Source organism: Streptomyces uncialis, from assembly GCF_001905345.1.
Taxonomy (GTDB): domain Bacteria; phylum Actinomycetota; class Actinomycetes; order Streptomycetales; family Streptomycetaceae; genus Streptomyces; species Streptomyces uncialis.
In genome coordinates this window covers 444982-461553 of the sequence record NZ_LFBV01000001.1, presented here as the reverse complement: position 1 = coordinate 461553, position 16572 = coordinate 444982, and the positions used below count along the sequence as shown (strand labels likewise).

Below are 16572 nucleotides of genomic sequence, written 5' to 3'. Positions count from 1 at the left end.
CGCCCCTGGAAGCTGGCCCCTCGCTGTCGGTCTTCGGGTGCTGGTCCGCCCTCGGTTTCGCGCAGTTCCCCGCGGGGCGCCTTCGCTTGCGCTTCCCAGGTCCGTCCGGGTCGGCGTACTTCGTTGCTGTGCCGTCGCTCGGTGGTTTCGCGCAGTTCCCCGCGCCCCTGAATGCTGCCTCTTGCTGTCGGTCTTCGGGTGCGGGTCCGTCCTCGTTCCGACGTGCTCGGTACGAGGTCCGGTGTGGGGGGTTCTCCGTCCCGAGCTACGGTTCCAACCGCGCGACCCCTCCCGTCTCAAGGGCCACCCACACAGCGCCGTCGGAACCTATGGTGATGCCGTGCGGCTCGGACGACGGTGACGGCAGGCTGTACTCGGCGATCTCGCCGCTGTCGGTGATGTGGCCGATGCGGTTGGCGCCCCATTCGGTGAACCAGCAGTCCCCGGTGGACGCCGCGACGATGGCGTGGGGTTTGGCCGTGCGGTCGGGGAGCGGGAACTCCTTGATCGCGCCATCCACCGAGATCCTGCCGATCTGGCCCGCTGCGATCTCGACGAACCACAAGGCGGTGCCGTCACTGGTGATGCCCACGGGTGCGGCGCCGGGGGTGGGGAGTGGGTGTATGACGATGTCCCCGTGGACAGTGATGCGGCCGATCGCGTTCGCCTGGTTGAGGGTGAACCACAGGGCCCCATCAGGGCCTGCGGTGATCGCCGAGGGATAGGCGCCCGTACGGGGAAGGACGAACTCGGTGATCTCTCCTTCGCAGGTGATGCGGCCGATACGGTCGGTGTTCATCTCCGTGAACCACACCGCGCCGTCCGGACCGGCAGTGATACCGAAGGGTCCGCTGTCGGGCGTCGGGGTGGGGAAGGACTCCCTTTCGCCGTCGGTGGTGACGCGGCCGATCCGGTGGTCCTCGAACCGGGTGAACCACAGTGCTCCGTCGGGCCCGGGAGTGATGACCGTAGGGCGGCACTCAGACGAGTCCAGGGGGTATTCGTCGAGTTCGCCGTCGAGGGTGAGACGCGCGATGCGGCCATTGTGCGCGAAGGTGAGCCACAGCGCACCGTCCGGTCCGGCCGCGATGCCGTAAGGCCCCGCGCCCTTGTCCGCCACGGAGATCTCCCTGATGGGCGGGGCATCGGAAGGGTGCACAGCAACTCCCTGCAGGGGTGGTGGGGTGAAGGTCAATCGGACAGGTGAGGCGGTCGTACAGATCGACGGCTGGGAAGACTTCTGCGTCGGGCTCTACAGCAGTGACAGTGGCGACCTCCTCGATGGCGGGCCGCCGTACCCACCGGTGGCCGCGGCGCATGAAGGAGCGCCTCGTGACCTCCTCGACAAGTCCGGGCCGTGCTCCGGCGTTGAGCCAGTCCCCTCCGGACTCCCGTACGCACTGCTCGACATAGGCGTGCATCTGGTCGTGGTCGGCATTCCAGCCATAGCGGAACATCGACCGTAAGCGGTCCGCCGCCTCGGTGGTCCGCATGTCAGCATGCTCGGCGATCGACGCGTTACGGTCATCGAGCACCATGCCTTCCACGATGCAGAGGGCGGCCGGTTCCACAAGTCCACAGGCAGTGGCGGCCGTCACCGCGTACCCGCCGGTGGAATGGCCGACCAGCACGGGGCGGTCCCAGGCCAGCGCGGTGACGACGCCACCGATGTCTCGCCAGTACTGCTCGGGATCGGTGGAGTCGAGCCGGGTCTGCCCATGGCCACGCAGGTCGAGGGCAATCGGATGGCACTCGCCCACCAGATGGGATGCCACATCCGTCCAGGCCGCGGCGTTGTGTCCGCTGCCGTGGACAAGCAGCACGCCCTCACCGTGACCGCCGAAGTCCACACCGGACAGGACCCCGTCCACGACGGGGAGTTCGATCTCTGTTCCGGTCACCACCGCACCCTGTCTGCGCGAAGACAGCCGGTGCAACTGCTTTTCTCGCTTCGGTGGGACCGGCTTCACGCCGCACGGCTACGCCACAGCGCCCTGACGCACGACGCGGAGGGCGGCACCTCCACCCCCATGCTGCCGGCCCGCTCCCGCCATGTCTCCGTCCGCTCCCTGGAGCGGTACGCCCGCCCTGGCGTCGACGCAGTCGCCCGACACGTCGCCGGACGCGACCCCGCCGCACGTCGCCGCACGTGACACCCACCGATTGCGGCTGGTGACAGCGTTCCTACCGGCAGCCCGAACTGCGCACCCACGTCCGTACCCGCGCAGGGACAGGTACGTCCAGGTGGGGAACCTCGGGAGCGCGAGCGAAGGCGTACCGTGGAGGGTGGGACCGGCACCGTGTCGGGCCCTGACCAGCGTGAGGTGACCGTATGGACGCCTTCACCGTGGTCGCCGTGTTCGTGGTTGTCGTGGTTCTGGGGATGATGGTCATCCATCAGCTCCACCGTCGGCAGCATGACCGGAACATGGCCTTCCACTACAGCGAGACCATGCCCGGGGTGGGCCGTCGGCAGCGGGGGCACCACCGTCCGGTCGCGCGGCCGGAGCAGGCCCCGCGCGACGCGACCGACGGGTCCGACAGGTCCCACGGGTCCGACCGGGGCAGTCGATGAAAGCCGGCCGGGTGACCGGGACCGACGGGGCGGCCACGTCGTCCTCGCAGGCTCCGCCCGGCGGGCGGGCCGAGGTGCGGGTCGTCGCGGGGTCGCCGGACGCCGCCCGCAAGGTCGCCGAGGTGCTGCGCCGCTGCTTCGCGGGGACGGAACAGCGCAGCTACCCCGCCGACGAGGAGGGCGGGGCGCGGCTGCACCTGACGGTGGACACCACGCGGCCTGCCGAACCGGCGCGGGGCTGGCTGGAGAGCAGTGAGCCGTCCCGGAACCGGCGCGCGCACTCCGACGAGCTGTGACCCCCGGCCCTCCCTCCGTCCCTGCTGCGGGTCGTCCGGTCCGGGCCTAGCCTGGAAGCAGGGTCGGAGCACGCTCATGTGCGAGGACCCGGAAGGGCGGCCCCGGTGTATGACACCGGGGCCGTTGAGCAGCCGAGGGGTCAGCGGGTGCGCAGCCGGGCCGCTCGGGCGTCGAGTTCCGCGCGGAAGTGGCGGGCCCGTTCGGCGGCGTGGAGCTGGTGGCGGGTCTCGACGGCCCGCATCCGGTCGGCGGACTCTTCCTCGGCGAGATGCCGCAGTTCCTGGTGCTCGATCTCCGCGAGGGTATGCCGGATGCGGAGCTTGTCGCCGTGCAGGCGGCGGCCCGCCCGGAGCCGGTCGGTGAGGTTCTCGTCGTACGCCGTGGGGCGGCTCATCAGCTTCGCGAGGACCGGCATCGCGTCCACCGCGAGCAGCAGCAGATGCAGCAGCACCGTGATGAAGGCGGCGAACGAGTCGCTCCAGGCGACCTTGCCGAGGGCGTGGGCGCGGGTGAGGATGCCGGTGCCGTCGAGGTCACCGGCGAAGCGCGCGGTGTCCCGCTCGATCCGGCGTTGCAGGGCGACCTGGTACGTGTCGTCCGCGGAGTCCCGCTTCACGGCGAGGGTGCGGCCCTTGGCGGTGAGGGCGGACAGTTCCTCCTCGTACTCCTTGATCTTGCTGGAGGTGCGGTACGAGGTGGAGTCGGCGCGGGCCCGTTCGCAGGTCTCGCTGACGTCCGCGACACCGTTCCACCAGATCCACTTGGCCCGGCCGCACTCCCGCTGTTCGGTGGCCATCTTGGTGCTGAGGTTCTTGTTGATCCGGTCGACCTGGGTGCGGAGTTCACCGGAGCGGGTGGTGTTCTTCGCGAGCTGGGCGCGCAGCACCGCGGGTGAGCCCGGGACCTTGAGCTGGTGCGCGGCGCACTCGGGGCGGGCGGTGGTGTCGGCGCCGCTCGGCGGGTTGCAGGACATCAGGGCGCCGCGGTGCTTGGCGGCCTTGCGGTCGTTGCCGACGCTGATCTCCTGGCGGATCTCCGGGTCGAAGACCTGGAACAGCAGTGGTTCGGCGATGAACAGTCCCAGCAGCACCGACACCGCGAGCCGCGGCAGCAGCGCCCGCAGCCGTCCCTTGGTGTGGACGCCGTGGGTGCTGGACACCAGCCAGCTGTCGAGGGCCAGTACCACCCAGAACCACACGGCCGCGACCACCAGCGCCACGGCGAGCGGCAGGTCCGGGCGGAACGTGACGAGGGCTATGGCCATCGAAGCCCCGCCGAACAGGGCCGTGTTGACGACGATCGCCCCGTACCAGGTGTAGCGGGCGCGTTCCTCCGGGCCGTGGTCGAGGATGTCCTCCCGCACCCCGATCAGGCCGCGCAGCCGGGCCGCCGGGCCACGGGCGGGCGGCGCGGGTGCTGGTGGCTGTGGGGCGGGGTGGGGTGCGGGGTCGGGGGCGTCGGACGCGTGGTCCGTCGCCGGGGTGGTGAGGTCAGTCGCCACGGCGTTCCTCCAGTCCCGCGAATCCGATGTCGGAGTCGTCGTCGGAGTCGGATTCCGGGTCGTCGGGGGCGGTCACCGGGTCGGGGGCCGGGGCTCCGGCGGCGCGCGGCTCGGCGGGGTCCGCGGGGACGGCGGCGGCCGCCGCGTAGGGGCCGTCGTCGGTGGCGCGGTCCAGGCGTTCCGCGGTGACCCGCTGGACCTCGTCGTCCCGGCCCTGGGTGAGCGCCTGCACCCCGGGCTGCGGGGTCTCGCCGACGTTGGAGATCAGCGCGCCGACGTCGACCGGCCGGTCGTCGCCGTGGCCCCGGCTGATCGCGCGGGCGGTCAGGTCGTGCTGGACCTTGAGGACCCGGTCGCGCCACTCCTGGTGCTCCTGGCGCTGTGTCCGGGCGTCCTCCCGGTTCTCCAGACGGCGCCGTTCGCGGTCCTCCCGGCGCTGGAACCAGCGGCGGGAACGCTCCTCGCGGTCGGCCGTGGCATCCGTCCGCTGGTCCTCCCGGTCCAGTTCGTGGCGGCGGTCGTCGCGTTCGAGCTGCGCGCGGGCGTCGTCCCGGTCCATGGCCTCGCGCTTGGCGAGGTACTCGCGTTGCAGGGCCGCGACCTCCTCGGCCCTGGTGTCGCGGCGTTCCTCGTCGGCGCGGCGGCGTTCGGCGATCTCGGCGGCGGTCAGTCCGCCGCTGCGCAGGGCGAGGAAGTCGGTGGCGACGGGGTCGTCGCCGACGGAGGTGATGTCCTCATGGGCCTGGTTGCGCTGGAAGCCGTTGGCGCGGGCCTGGAGCAGCAGTTCGTGTTCCTGGGTGCGGCTGCCCGCGGCCTGTTCGTAGACCGTGCGCATGTTCTCGAACTCCTGCCGGTGGCGCTCCTCCAGGGCGGCGAGCTCCGCGCGGTGCCGTTCCTCCTCGCGGGCCGCCTCGATGCGCTGCTTCTCGGCGCGCATCCGCTGCTCGTGCTCGGCCCTGGCCTGCTGGGCGGCGAGTTCGGCCTCCACCCGGGCCTTGTCGGCGGCGAGCCGGGCCCGTTTGACCTCCTCGACATGGGCCGCGAACTCCTCCGGGGTCAGCACCTCGACGCCGGACGCGACGATCCGCAGCCCGGACACCACGTCGGAGGTCATCTCCTGGTAGCCGGTGAGCCGGGCGTCGATACGGTCGCGGGTCCCGGTGGTCTCCCCGATGGGCTGGTCGGCGCCGTCCTCGACGAGGCCCGGTACGGAGCGGAGGTAGCCGAGCAGCAGTTCATGGACGTCGGTGACCCCGTCGCGGACGACGGAGGGGGCGTCGACGACCGTGCAGTCGAAGGTGATCCGCGCGGTGAAGGAGCCCTGGTCGGCGGAGGGCACGGGCAGTTCCACGACGACGGGGACCCCGACGCGGCAGTTGACGACCGTCACGGATGACGCGGTGACGACCAGGGGGTCGTCGGCGTGCAGCCGTCCGGGGTCCGCGATGTAGTCCTCGCCGGTGCGGAACACGCGGACGTGGTGCGGGGCGAGCAGGGGCAGTTCGTCGTCGGCGCGGGTGGGCCGGCTGGTGAGGAGGCCCCGGCGCCGGCCGGGGCGGCCGTACACCCGTTGTTCCACAAGGGGGTACGTGTCGGTCATGTGAGGGTTCCTTATGGGTGCGGATTGCTGTGCGGTGGACTGGTGGTCGTGGGTGCGCGCCGTTCCGCGGGTGCGGGTCCGCTCTTCTCGCGCGGTTCCCGCGCCCTTTCGGGAGCGCCTCGTGCGGCTGTTCGTCGGGTGCGGGTGCTACCGGGCGGGTGAGAGGAGCGCCGCGCGGAAGGTGTGGGTGAGGGCGGTCGGTTCCGGGGCGAGGGAGGCGGGGGGCTCAAGGACGCGGTGGAGCAGTTCGCGTTCGTTCGGGGGGAGCGCCGCTCCCACGCTCGCGCCGAACTCCCGTGCCACGTCCAGCGGGTTCTCCCCGACCTGGGGCAGCGCGCGCAGCGCGGCCCGCAGGGAACGCAGGGCGTCCCCGCGCAGCGGGCGGTTGCACAGGACGGCCGCCCACAGCTCCGCCAGCTTGGGCCGGAACCCCGGCTGCTCGGCGGTCAGTACCGCGACCACCGGGCAGCGGGTGCGTGCCACCCGGACGGTCAGCACCTCCAGCGCGGCCCGGAACGTGACTCCCTTGGTGCGGTCGGTGGCGTCCTTGCGGCGCTGGAGCCCCAGTCGGTACACCAGCAGATCGAGGACGACACCGGCGTCCTCCCCGCTCTCCACCAGCGCCACGACGAGGTTGGCGAGGGCGAGCCGGGCGTGCAGCGAGGTCTCCGCGTCCTTCCCGGTCAGAGTCCAGAGCCGCTTGACGGCGTCGGTGGGGAAGCGGACCCCGAGCGGACCGCTGAAGGCGAGCGCGGCCGATCTGCGCAGCCCCGGGTCGGCGGACTGGGCCCAGCCCCGGGCGAGGGTCAGGGCGGTGGCGTCGAGCGCGTCGTCCTGGCTCATCCACCACAGCACCAGGACCGCCACGGACTGCGCCGCCGGGCCCTCCGCGCCGCTCGCCCAGGGGTGCAGATAGCAGCCGGAGACCTCCTCGAAGGCGGGCCGGGCCAGCAGCGCGAGGCCCGAGGAGACGGACATCCACAGGGCGGCCTCGGGTATGAGCCCGACCAGTGCGGTGAGCCAGTCGCGGACCCCGTCCCAGTACGCGGTGGAGTGGTTCTCCCACAGTTCCTCCAGCACCCAGGACCGGTACTGCGGACCGGGGAAGACGAGCGCGGTGCGCACCGGTGAACCGCCCGAGAGCTCCTCCGTGGTGACGAGCGCGTTGCGGGCGAGGGAGCGGCGGCGGTCGGGGCGGCGGCGGTCGGGGCGGGTCCGGTCGGGACGGGGCCGGGCCTCCGTGGTGTCGTCGTCGCCGTCCCTGGCGGGGGGCGGCGGCGGTGGCCCGGGGAACTCCTGCTCCAGCCGGGGTTCCAGCAGCTCCTGGTACGACTCGAAGGCCCGGCGGCCCGCCCCCGTGACGAAGGCGAGGGTGGTGACCTCCGCGATCTCCTGGAGCGTGCGGTCCTCGGCGAACCAGTCGCGGACCGGCCGGGACGCGCTGTCGCCGTACTCCCGCCATACGTCGTCGGGGTCGGACCCGGCGCAGATCCGCCCCGCCGCCGCCGCGACCTCCGCGATCCGGCATCCGGCGGGCAGTCCCCGGACCGCCCGGTCGACGGTGTCGTCGCCGCATCCGGCCTTGCGCAGCCGCAGCCGCAGCGCGTCCGCCAGGTCGGGGGGCCGCCACAGCGCGTGATGGACGGCCTCCGGGGCGGTCTCCCCGGCGCCGTGCACGGTGGTGACGACGAGATGGGCGCCCTGGGCGCGGACCTGGTCGCGGACCCGCCGCCAGTCGAAGTCGGCGGTGCCCGCGCGGCCCTCGTCCATCCGGTCGAGGAGGACGTAGCCGACGCCCGCGGTGAACGTACGGTCGGCGAGCTGGCGCAGGTCGAGGTCCGGGGACAGGACGACGTACTCGGCGGGTCCGCCGACGCCGCCCGTGCCGCTCTCGGCGACCGCGTCGAGCAGGGCGACCGCGCCGGAACGCTTGCCGGTGCCGGGCTGCGCGACGAGGACGACCACGCTGTCCTTCTCCAGCATCCGCGCGGTGTCCGGGAAGCAGGCGGGACGTACGTAGGAGGCGAGGAGGCCGTCCACCTCCTGGGCGTCGAGCCACCCGGTGGCCCGGCGGCGGCCCCCGGCGGCACCCGGGGCACTCCCGCCGATACCGAAGTGCGCGTGCGGGGCCGCCACGGAGCCGTAGAAGTACTGGCTGACGTTGCTCTGGTGGACGGCGGTCTGCGGGTCGGTGGCGGGCCGGGGCTCGGTGGCGGACCGGGGGTCGGTGGCGGACCGGGGGTCGGTGGGTGCGGCGGTACTCGGGTCCCCGGACGGCGCGGTACTCGGGTCCCCGGGTGGCGGTGGATTCTCGGTGGGTGGTGGGTCGGCGGGTGGTGGGTCGGTGGGTGGTGGGTCGGTGCCGGCGGGTCCTGGGCCGGGCGGGTCGGTGGGGCCGGGGCCGTCGGGGGCCGGGTCGGAGGGCGGGCGGTCGTCGTCGGGGCTCCCCGGCGTGGACCGGTCACCGGCGGGACCTCCCGGTGTGCGGCGGTCGTCCTCGGGGCTCCCCGGAGTGCGGCGGTCGCCGTCGGCGGGGTCCGGCGGGCCGGGGGCGTCGGGTGTGCGGGCGGGGTCGGGAGTCCGGGCGGGGTCGGGTGTGCGGGCGGGGTCGGGGCGGTCCCCGAGCCGGATGACCCGGCGGACGGCGCCCGGACGGTCGGCCCCGGCGGCGTGCGGGGTCGCGGGTGGTGGGGACGCGAGTGGTGGGGACGCGGGTGGTGAGGTCGCGGGTGGGTGCGGGGTACGCGGCTGCGGGACGGGCGCGGCTCCCGGGAGGGGAGCGGGCCACGACTGGGGCTCGCGTCGGTTGTGGAGTGGTGGGGCGGGAAGCGGAAGCTGTCGCCGCTCACGCGGCTCGTCATCGTGCTCTGTCATTCCAGGCCGTCGCTCGATGTCACTTGGAGATCCCGAAGACGGCGCCGGAAGCGTGGACGGTTCCATGGAAATTCTGAACCACCCTTTCCCGCACCGCCGTTGATGTGTCGTCCGCTTCGGACCCGGACGGGCCCGCAGCGTCGGACCGGTGCCCCGGAGCGGACCGGGGCAGGTCGTCGGACCGCGCGGGAGCAGCGGGTACGTCCGCGTCCCGCGTCCCTGTCACCGCGTCCAGGGCGGCCGGGGCGTCGAGCCCCAGGGTGTGCACGTCATGGCCGGGCACCCAGATCCAGGCCCGCCCGGCGTACTCCTTCTCCTCGATCCGCACCTGGAGGAAGTCGCGGGCGCGGACGGTGGTGTACGCCTCCCGCACTACGTCGTTGAAGACGGTGGCGGAGACGGCGACGGCGAGCGGGGCGTCCTCGGCCGCCGCCAGCGCGCTCCGCAGCACCCGGCTGTCGAGGAGGCGGCCGATCTCGACCGGGGCGCGGCCGACGAAGCCGTTGGCCCCCGGGGACGCCGTCCCGAAGTGCAGGGCGGCCCGCAGCTCCAGCCAGGAGTCCCGGACCCGGCCGTGGTTGAAGGCCCGCAGCCCGGCGTCCAGCCGGCGCATGAACGTGTCCACCATCGCGGGCTCGGACGCGCCCTCCGGCAGGACGGCCATGACCGAGTCACCCGCCTGCTGGACCGCCCACGCGGCCATGTCCTCACCGGCCGCACGGGCGGCCACGCCGACGAGCTGGGGGATCGCCTCCTGGAAGCAGCTCTGGGTGAGCACGTCGGCCCGGCCGTACCCCTTCGCGTCGACGGCCAGCAGCAGTCTGCGGCCGAATGTGTCCAGGCCGCCGGGTCCGCCTGCGATCGTTGTCATGACACCCCTAGTGGTGCGCGGTGGAGGGTAGTTGCGGGAGGGAAGGATGCTCCGTCAGGCAACTCCGGTTCCGCTGGGCGGAGTTGTTACCCGCACGTAGTGACGGATCGATATCCGCCGGGCCGGACCGGCGCCCGTTCCCCCGAGCTGACGGGCGCCGGCCATTCAGTCGTACACCTCCGCCCGGAACAGGACCTTGTGGAAATACGGGATGCGGAATCCATAGCGGAATCCATAGAAGTGACTGGTTGGCCCCGGGGGAATGCCGGTTACTGGACGGACATGCACCGTCACCGAGGGGGAACACGGGATGACGCTCACCACCCGTCCGGCGGACCTGCCCGCCCCGCACACCGCTGTCGTCGAGGTCCCCGGGGGGCCGGGACCCACGATGCTCGCCGCGCTCCAGAGCACCCATCAGCAGGCCGACACCAAGACCGGCATCCTCGCGGCGGCCCAGGTCGCCCTCGTCGGCACGTGCGACTTATGGACCGGGACGGCCGCCGGCGCCTGGCGGGACGGCGGGGCGGCGGGGGCCCTGGCCGGGCTGCTGCTGTTCCTGTTCGCCGCCGGGCTGCTCGGCGGGGCGGGCGCTCTCGGCGCGGCGCTGCGGCCCCGGCTGCTGCGGCCCCGGGGCGTCAACCGGTACAGCTTCGCGTATCTGGCGGCGGGTGCGGGGACGGGTGCGGGGGGCGGCGGTACGTCCCGGGTAGCGCGTACGAGCCTGGCCGCGCGGATGGCCCGCGCGGCGCGTACGGCCTCCGACGCGTGTACGGCCTCCGTCGCCTCGGGTGCCCCGGGCTCCGCCGCCGACGCCGTGGCTGCCCCGGGATCCGGCTCCGTGGCTGCCCCGGCCGGTTCGCCGGACGGCTCTGGTGACGCCGCCGGGGGCGGCACCGGGGACGCCGCCCCGGACGCCGTACCGGACCATGATCCGGCGGCCGACCGGCGGGAGCTGGCGCAGACCCTCGCCTTCCTGGCCCGGGTCGCGGTGGTCAAGTACCGCTGTCTGAGCGGCGCGGTGGTGTGCACGGCCGTGATGGGCGCGGCGGCGGGGCTGGGCATCGTGCTCCGCCCGCTGCTGGGCTGACCGGCGGGGCTTGGGCCGTCCGGCACCCGGTGTTCGTACGGGTGCCGGGGGTGGGGGCGGTGTCCGGGGGTGGGGGCGGCTCCGGTGTCCGGTGCTCGTACCGGTGTCCGGGACCGGGACCGGGGCCGGGTCGGGGCCGGTCCAGGGGGCGGTGCCGGTGTCCGGGGCCGTACCGGTCGCGCGCCGGAACCTGGCCGGGGTCGCCCGACGGGGGTCCTACAGGACCGGCCAGGGGTCCGGGCCCAGGTCGGCCGCGTGCCGCAGGCCCGCCGGGTCGCTGATCGTCGTGGAGCCGTAGCCGGACTCCAGCAGTCCCTCGGCGCGCAGATCGCGCAGCGCCTTGTGGATCGTGGTCTCGGCCGCGCCGGTCAGGTCCGCGAGTTCGGGCTGGGTGAGACGGCAGCCGATGACGACACCGCCCTCGCTGCGGCGCCCGTACGCGGTGGCCAGCTCCACGAGGATGCGGGCGAGCCGGACCTTGACCGGGTAGCCCCGGAATTCGAGGCGCCGCTGGTTGGCCCAGCGCAGCCGGTTCGCGACGATCACGGCGAGCGCGAGCGATATCTCGGGGCGCCGCTTGAGCAGTTCGTGCAGGGCGGCGGGCTGCACCGTACGCGCGGTCATCTCCCCGCAGGCGGTGACCGTGGCCGACCGGGGCGAGGAGCCGTCCAGCGCGGCCATCTCCCCGACCGTGTCACCGCCGACCCGCACGGCGAGCAGCGAGCGTTCGCCGTTCTCCACGGCGGCCGTGACCTTCGCGAACCCGGTGAGCAGCAGCAGGAGATGGCGGTCCGGCCCGCCCTCGCGCAGCAGTGGCGCGCCCTTCTGGAAGGTCACCCGGGAGCCCAGGGCGAGGAGTTCGGCGCGCGCGGGCGGCGCCAGCACCCCCAGCAGACTCCGCGCGGGCCACTGCCCCGTCGCCGTACCCATGACCGCCCCCTGAACCGTCCGCACCCGGACCGTGCCGCGCGGCACCCGCCGCGCCGCCCGCCACCCATCCTGCCGCCGGGTCCCGTCCGGGGTCCATCGATCCGACGGACTGCGACGGACTCGGACCGGCGCGATCCGATCCGGCCCGCCATGGTGTGCCGGGGCGTCGCGGGCACGGGCCTCGTGTCCGCGGGGGCCTCGGCGACGCCGCTCCCGGCCCGGTCCGACGGTGGCCAGCGCGGCACGCCGTTCGCCCAGCCGGGCACATCCGTGCGGAGGGTGATGCCGGGCCGCCGTACCTTGGCGTGTTTCGCGGACGGATCGCGGCCCCGGGTGCCAAGGTTCGGATACCGGGCCGTCGACAGGTCCTGGTGGGCGCGGTGGAACAGCGCCGTGGCAAGAAGCAGAAGGAAGCGCACGATGGCAACAGGCACGGTGAAGTGGTTCAACGCGGACAAGGGCTTCGGTTTCATCCAGCAGGACGACGGCGGTGCGGACGTGTTCGTCCACTTCTCCGCGATCGACGCGGCCGGGTACCGGTCGCTGGACGAGAACCAGCGGGTGGAGTACGACGTCACCCAGGGCCCGAAGGGTCCGCAGGCTGAGCGGGTCGTGCCCATCCCCGGTTAGGGCTCGGCCGCGGTCCATGTGGCGCCGCGCTCCTGAGCCGACGGCCGGGGCGGGGCGCCACCGCCCGTCCGGGCACCGTCGCCGTACGTCAGGGCGCCTCCCCGTGCCAGGGCACCACCTCACGTCACGGCACCACCTCACGTCACCGCGCCACCCCACGTCACCGCGCCACCCCACGTCACGGCGCCACCGCGCGTCCGGGCAACGGACATCCGGGACGCGATCGGCCCCCGGCCGTCACCCGGTGTCGAGGCCGTCCACCAGCCGGTCGAGGAAACGGGCGAAGGTCGCTTCCGGTGTGACGGGGCGTCCCGCCGAGGCGAGCGCCTCCGCCAGTTCCGGGTGCCGGCCGTCGGCGGCGACGGCCGCGAGGTAGCGGGCCTCGGCGGCGGCCCGGTCGGGGGTGTGGGCCGCCGCCGCCCGGCCGACCTCATGGCCCACATGACCGGCGACGAAGCCGGTCAGCAGACTGAAGACCTCCAGCTTCGCCGCGCCGTCCAGTCCGGTGGGCCGCAGCGCGGCGAGCGCGTACTCCACGAAGTCCAGGGCGCGCGGCCCCGGGGTGCGGCGTGCCGCCAGCGCGGTGGGCAGCCAGGGGTGCCGCAGCATCAGCTCGCGCTGGAGACGGCCCACGGTCTTCAGATCCGCGCGCCAGTCCCCGGTCAGGGGCCGTGTCGTCGGGAGTTCCCCGCTGACGTGGTCGACCATCAGGTCCAGCAGGGTCGCCTTGTCGGGGGCGTAGCTGTACAGCGACATGGCGCCCGCCCCGACCCCGGCGGCGACCCGCCGGATGGTGACGGCGTCCAGCCCCTCGGCGTCCGCGAGGGCGACGGCCGCGACCGTGATCGCCGCACGGCTGAAGGCGGGTCTGCGGCCCCGGCCGGGGCGCGCCGGGCTCAGCCAGAGCTGCTGGGGGTCGACGCCGGAGGCGCCGTCACCGTCACCACGGGGCACGTTCCTCGGTTCCTCTCCTGCCACGACCGCCGACCGGTCCGCTCCTGCCGCAGCCGTACACCGATCGGGGTCCGTCTCGGGGACCGTCTCGGGGTCGGCCTCTGGGTCCGCCTCGGGGTCCGCCTCGGGGTCCATCCAAGCATCCGTTATTCTCGTACAACGTACGAGAATAACGGAGGAACCCCATGGCCGACACCCGCCCGCACGACGTCACCCCTCAGTCCGGTCCCCGTCCCCCGGTCCGCGGGCCGTCCCTGTCGGCCCGGCTCATGCGGGCCTCCTGGCGCGGGCTGCCGCCCAAGCGGTACGACGTGGGCCTGGAGGCCGGGCTCGCCGTGCCCGGCGCGGACGGCGGCACCCTGCGCGCGGACCACTACTTCCCCCGCGCCGACGGCGACTTCCCCACGCTCCTCATCCGCTCGCCGTACGGCAGGGGGCTGCCCTGGTCACCGATGTTCGGGATCCTCTTCGCCGAACAGGGCTTCCATGTGGTGCTCCAGAGCTGCCGGGGCACCGGCGGCTCGGACGGCCGCTTCGACCTGTGGCGCAACGAGACCGCCGACGGCCTCGCCGCGGTCACCTGGCTGCGCGGGCGCCCCTGGTTCACCGGCACCCTCGGCACGGTCGGACCCAGCTATCTGGGCTACACCCAGTGGGCGCTCGCCCTCGACCCGCCGCCGGAGCTGAAGGCGATGGTCGTGCAGGTCGGGATGCACGACCCGCACGCCTTCTACCACCGGGGCGGCGCGTTCCACCTGGAGAACGCGCTGGCCGTCGGCGCGGGCATGACCAACCAGCACCGCGGGATCGTGCCGTTCCTGAAGGCCGTCCTGCGGCTGCGCCGCGGGCTGGACGGGATCGTCAGCGCGCGCCCGCTGCGCAAGGCGTACGAGTCCGCGCTCGGTGAGTTGCCCTGGCTGGACGGCGTGATGGCCCACCCGGACGCCGACGACCCGTACTGGCGCGGCGCGGCGCTGGCCGGGGCGGCCGAGCAGGCGGGGATACCCACCGCCCTGATCGGCGGATGGCACGACGCCCTCGTCGACCAGACCTTCGAGCAGTACGCCCGGCTGCGGGCGGCCGGTGCCCGGACCTCCCTGCTCGTCGGCCCCTGGACCCACACCTCCGCCCTTCAGCAGGGCTGGCCCGAGGTCTTCGCCGAGAGCCTCGCCTGGCTGCGCGCGCATCTGTGCGACGACCCCTCCGGGCTGCGGCCCACCGGGGTACGGGTCCACGTCGGCGGCGCGGACACCTGGCGCGACCTGGACGACTGGCCGCAGTCCCCGGACCCCGCCCCGGCCCCTTGGTACGCGGCCCCCGACGACTCGCTCACCTCACGGCCCCCGGCGCAACCCGCGCCCCTCACGTCCTTCCGCCACGACCCGGACGCCCCCACCCCGTCCGTCGGCGGTCTGCTGCTGTCCCGGACGGCGGGCCCCCGCGACAACACCGCGCTGGAGGCCCGGGACGACGTCCGCACGTTCACCGGCCCGCCCCTGACCGAACCTCTGGACGCCGTCGGCCCGGTCTCCGCTCGGGTCCGGCTCGCCGTGGACACGGGCCACGCCGACGCCTTCGTCCGGCTGTGCGACGTGGACGGGCAGGGGCGGTCCACCAACGTCTGCGACGGCATCACCCGGGTGGCGACCGCCCCGGGGACGCCCACCGAGGTCACCGTCGTCATGAGCCCGATCGCCCACCGCTTCGCCCCGGGCCACCGCGTCCGCCTCCAGATCAGCGGCGGCGCGCACCCGCGCTACGCGAGCAACCCCGGCACCGGCGTCCCCGACACGGAGGCGGCCACGGTCACCCCCGCGCACATCACCCTGTACACGGGCACGTCCCTGAACCTGCCCGGCGGCACCCCGGCCCCCGAACGGTGACCGGCACCCGGCCCGGTGGTCCGTCGCCCGGGTGACGGGTGACCCCGGTGACAGATGATCCCGCTGAGGTGCGGTCCCTGTGCCGGGATGCCCCGAGGCCCGTCGCCCTGCCCTTCCCGGCGGTTCCGGCGGTTCCGGCGGCCCGTGCTCCCGGGCCGGGCTGTCCGCACCCCCCGCACCCCCCGCACCGCCGCGCTGTCCGCGCCGCCCGTGGGAGAACTTCGTCCGAATCCCGCTCCCGTGGCCCGCGACGGTCCGCCCCGCCTCGCGAACACCCCCTGACCTGCGCGGTGTTACGCCAGCCGTACGGTCCCGCTGGCGGCGGTGGCGTCCGGCGCGGAACTTTCGTCCAAGACAGGGGCGCCGAAGTCGGGGACCGTGGGGACATGCGCAGCTACGAGACGGGGTCCGGCCCCGTCGACAGCGACATCGGGAAGGGCTGGGAGGTCGCCCGTCCCCTCGGCGGCACGTCCGTGGACGGTGTCCGGATGGCCGGGTTCCGCGACCGGAGCGCCGCCGGGCTGGACATGCGGGTGCTCCCGCAGCCGGTCGTGGTCGTCGTCCTCGCGCTCGGGGACGAACCGGTCACGGTGGAGGGCGCCGACGGGCCCCGGCCCATGCGGAGCCTCGTCGCCGCGCTGTCGCCCGGCCCGGTCCGCATCCGGGGCGCGCGCGTCGAGTGCCTGGAGGCGCGGTTGTCACCCCGGGCCGCGTACGCGCTGCTGGGCACGTCACCACGCGAACTGGACGGGACCGTCACCGGGCTCGACGACCTGTGGGGGCGCCCCGCGCGGACCCTGCGCGAACGGCTCACCGACGCCCCGACCTGGCAGGAACGCCTGACGCTGATGGACGGCTTCCTCGCCGGGCGGGCCGCGCGGGCACCGGTGATGGCCCCGGAGGTCGCCGCCGCCTGGGACACCATCGTGGCCCGCCGGGGCCGGGTACGGGTCACCGATCTCGCCGCGTCCTGCGGGTGGAGCCGCAAGCGGCTGTGGTCCAGATTCAGCGCCCAGATCGGCCTCACCCCCAAACGCGCGGCCATGACGGTCCGCTTCGACCGCGCCGTCCGGGCCCTGCACGCGGGCCACAACCCCGCCGAGGTCGCCCTGGCCTGCGGATACGCCGACCAGCCGCATCTCCACCGCGACGTACTGGCCCTCGCCGGATGCACACCGGGCGCCCTGACCGGAGGCGACACCTCCGCCGGCTGACCGTGCCCGCCGCCGACCGTGCCGGCGGGGAAGGTTCCGGCCACACGCACGAGCGCGCGACGCCGTGTGACGCGCCGCGCGTCGACCCACCTCACACCACCTCACGACACCTCACACCACCTCACGACGAAGGGAAAGCCCTGTGGAGAACGC

Annotated in this window: 14 protein-coding genes and 1 pseudogene; 7 read left to right on the top strand and 8 right to left on the bottom strand. The window is 74.1% G+C overall.

The genetic code is table 11. The annotated features are described in order from the left end of the window. Positions 1-265: 265 nt before the first annotated feature. The gene (locus tag AB852_RS01990; protein ID WP_073782945.1) at positions 266-1159 is read right to left on the bottom strand and encodes a Vgb family protein; all 894 of its coding nucleotides are present in this window, start codon (positions 1157-1159) and stop codon (positions 266-268) included. Between the two features lie 28 nt (positions 1160-1187). Beyond that, positions 1188-1871 (bottom strand): annotated as a pseudogene (locus tag AB852_RS01985) (alpha/beta fold hydrolase); the annotation flags it as partial. On the opposite strand from AB852_RS01985, the gene AB852_RS40440 reads away from it, so the two are divergent. The 3 genes from AB852_RS40440 to AB852_RS01970 all read left to right on the top strand — a co-directional run bounded on the left by AB852_RS40440 (position 1764) and on the right by AB852_RS01970 (position 2871). Beyond that, on the top strand, positions 1764-2153 hold the full coding sequence (locus AB852_RS40440; protein ID WP_425444146.1) for a site-specific integrase: 390 nt from the start codon (positions 1764-1766) through the stop codon (positions 2151-2153). The pseudogene AB852_RS01985 and the gene AB852_RS40440 sit on opposite strands and share 108 nt — an antisense overlap. Positions 2154-2332: 179 nt before the next feature. Then, positions 2333-2575, top strand: coding sequence for a hypothetical protein (locus AB852_RS01975; RefSeq protein WP_073782941.1), 243 nt, complete (start codon positions 2333-2335; stop codon positions 2573-2575). A gap of 11 nt (positions 2576-2586) precedes the next feature. Next, complete coding sequence (locus tag AB852_RS01970) at positions 2587-2871, top strand: hypothetical protein (protein ID WP_107499104.1); 285 nt, start codon at positions 2587-2589, stop codon at positions 2869-2871. Between the two features lie 140 nt (positions 2872-3011). On the opposite strand, the gene AB852_RS01965 is transcribed toward AB852_RS01970, so the two are convergent. From AB852_RS01965 to AB852_RS01950, 4 genes are all read right to left on the bottom strand, one after another. Then, positions 3012-4373: a DUF4407 domain-containing protein gene (locus AB852_RS01965; RefSeq protein WP_079184228.1), complete on the bottom strand. Its 1362-nt coding sequence runs from the start codon at positions 4371-4373 to the stop codon at positions 3012-3014. Continuing rightward, on the bottom strand, positions 4363-5973 hold the full coding sequence (locus AB852_RS39480; RefSeq protein WP_073782937.1) for a hypothetical protein: 1611 nt from the start codon (positions 5971-5973) through the stop codon (positions 4363-4365). The genes AB852_RS01965 and AB852_RS39480 overlap by 11 nt, the downstream gene beginning before the upstream one ends. A 147-nt stretch (positions 5974-6120) precedes the next feature. After that, positions 6121-8847 carry a hypothetical protein gene (locus AB852_RS01955; RefSeq protein WP_178390923.1) on the bottom strand — a complete coding sequence of 909 codons (2727 nt, stop codon included), beginning with the start codon at positions 8845-8847 and terminating at the stop codon, positions 6121-6123. 19 nt (positions 8848-8866) lie between these two features. Further along, positions 8867-9718: a hypothetical protein gene (locus AB852_RS01950; protein ID WP_073782935.1), complete on the bottom strand. Its 852-nt coding sequence runs from the start codon at positions 9716-9718 to the stop codon at positions 8867-8869. Positions 9719-10028: 310 nt separating this feature from the next. On the opposite strand from AB852_RS01950, the gene AB852_RS01945 reads away from it, so the two are divergent. Next, on the top strand, positions 10029-10808 hold the full coding sequence (locus AB852_RS01945; RefSeq protein ID WP_073782933.1) for a Pycsar system effector family protein: 780 nt from the start codon (positions 10029-10031) through the stop codon (positions 10806-10808). 216 nt (positions 10809-11024) lie between these two features. Here the strand turns inward: AB852_RS01945 and AB852_RS01940 are convergent, their stop codons facing one another. Further along, positions 11025-11738: a Crp/Fnr family transcriptional regulator gene (locus AB852_RS01940; RefSeq protein WP_073785253.1), complete on the bottom strand. Its 714-nt coding sequence runs from the start codon at positions 11736-11738 to the stop codon at positions 11025-11027. A 420-nt stretch (positions 11739-12158) separates the two neighbouring features. On the opposite strand from AB852_RS01940, the gene AB852_RS01935 reads away from it, so the two are divergent. Then, positions 12159-12368 carry a cold-shock protein gene (locus AB852_RS01935; protein WP_073782931.1) on the top strand — a complete coding sequence of 70 codons (210 nt, stop codon included), beginning with the start codon at positions 12159-12161 and terminating at the stop codon, positions 12366-12368. A gap of 237 nt (positions 12369-12605) precedes the next feature. On the opposite strand, the gene AB852_RS01930 is transcribed toward AB852_RS01935, so the two are convergent. Further along, complete coding sequence (locus AB852_RS01930; protein ID WP_073782929.1) at positions 12606-13322, bottom strand: TetR/AcrR family transcriptional regulator; 717 nt, start codon at positions 13320-13322, stop codon at positions 12606-12608. A gap of 185 nt (positions 13323-13507) precedes the next feature. On the opposite strand from AB852_RS01930, the gene AB852_RS01925 reads away from it, so the two are divergent. Both AB852_RS01925 and AB852_RS01920 read left to right on the top strand, forming a co-directional pair. Beyond that, positions 13508-15205 carry a CocE/NonD family hydrolase gene (locus tag AB852_RS01925; RefSeq protein WP_073782926.1) on the top strand — a complete coding sequence of 566 codons (1698 nt, stop codon included), beginning with the start codon at positions 13508-13510 and terminating at the stop codon, positions 15203-15205. Between the two features lie 386 nt (positions 15206-15591). Continuing rightward, positions 15592-16419, top strand: a complete 828-nt coding sequence (locus tag AB852_RS01920; protein ID WP_073782924.1) for a helix-turn-helix domain-containing protein — start codon at positions 15592-15594, stop codon at positions 16417-16419. The last annotated feature ends 153 nt before the right edge of the window (positions 16420-16572 follow it).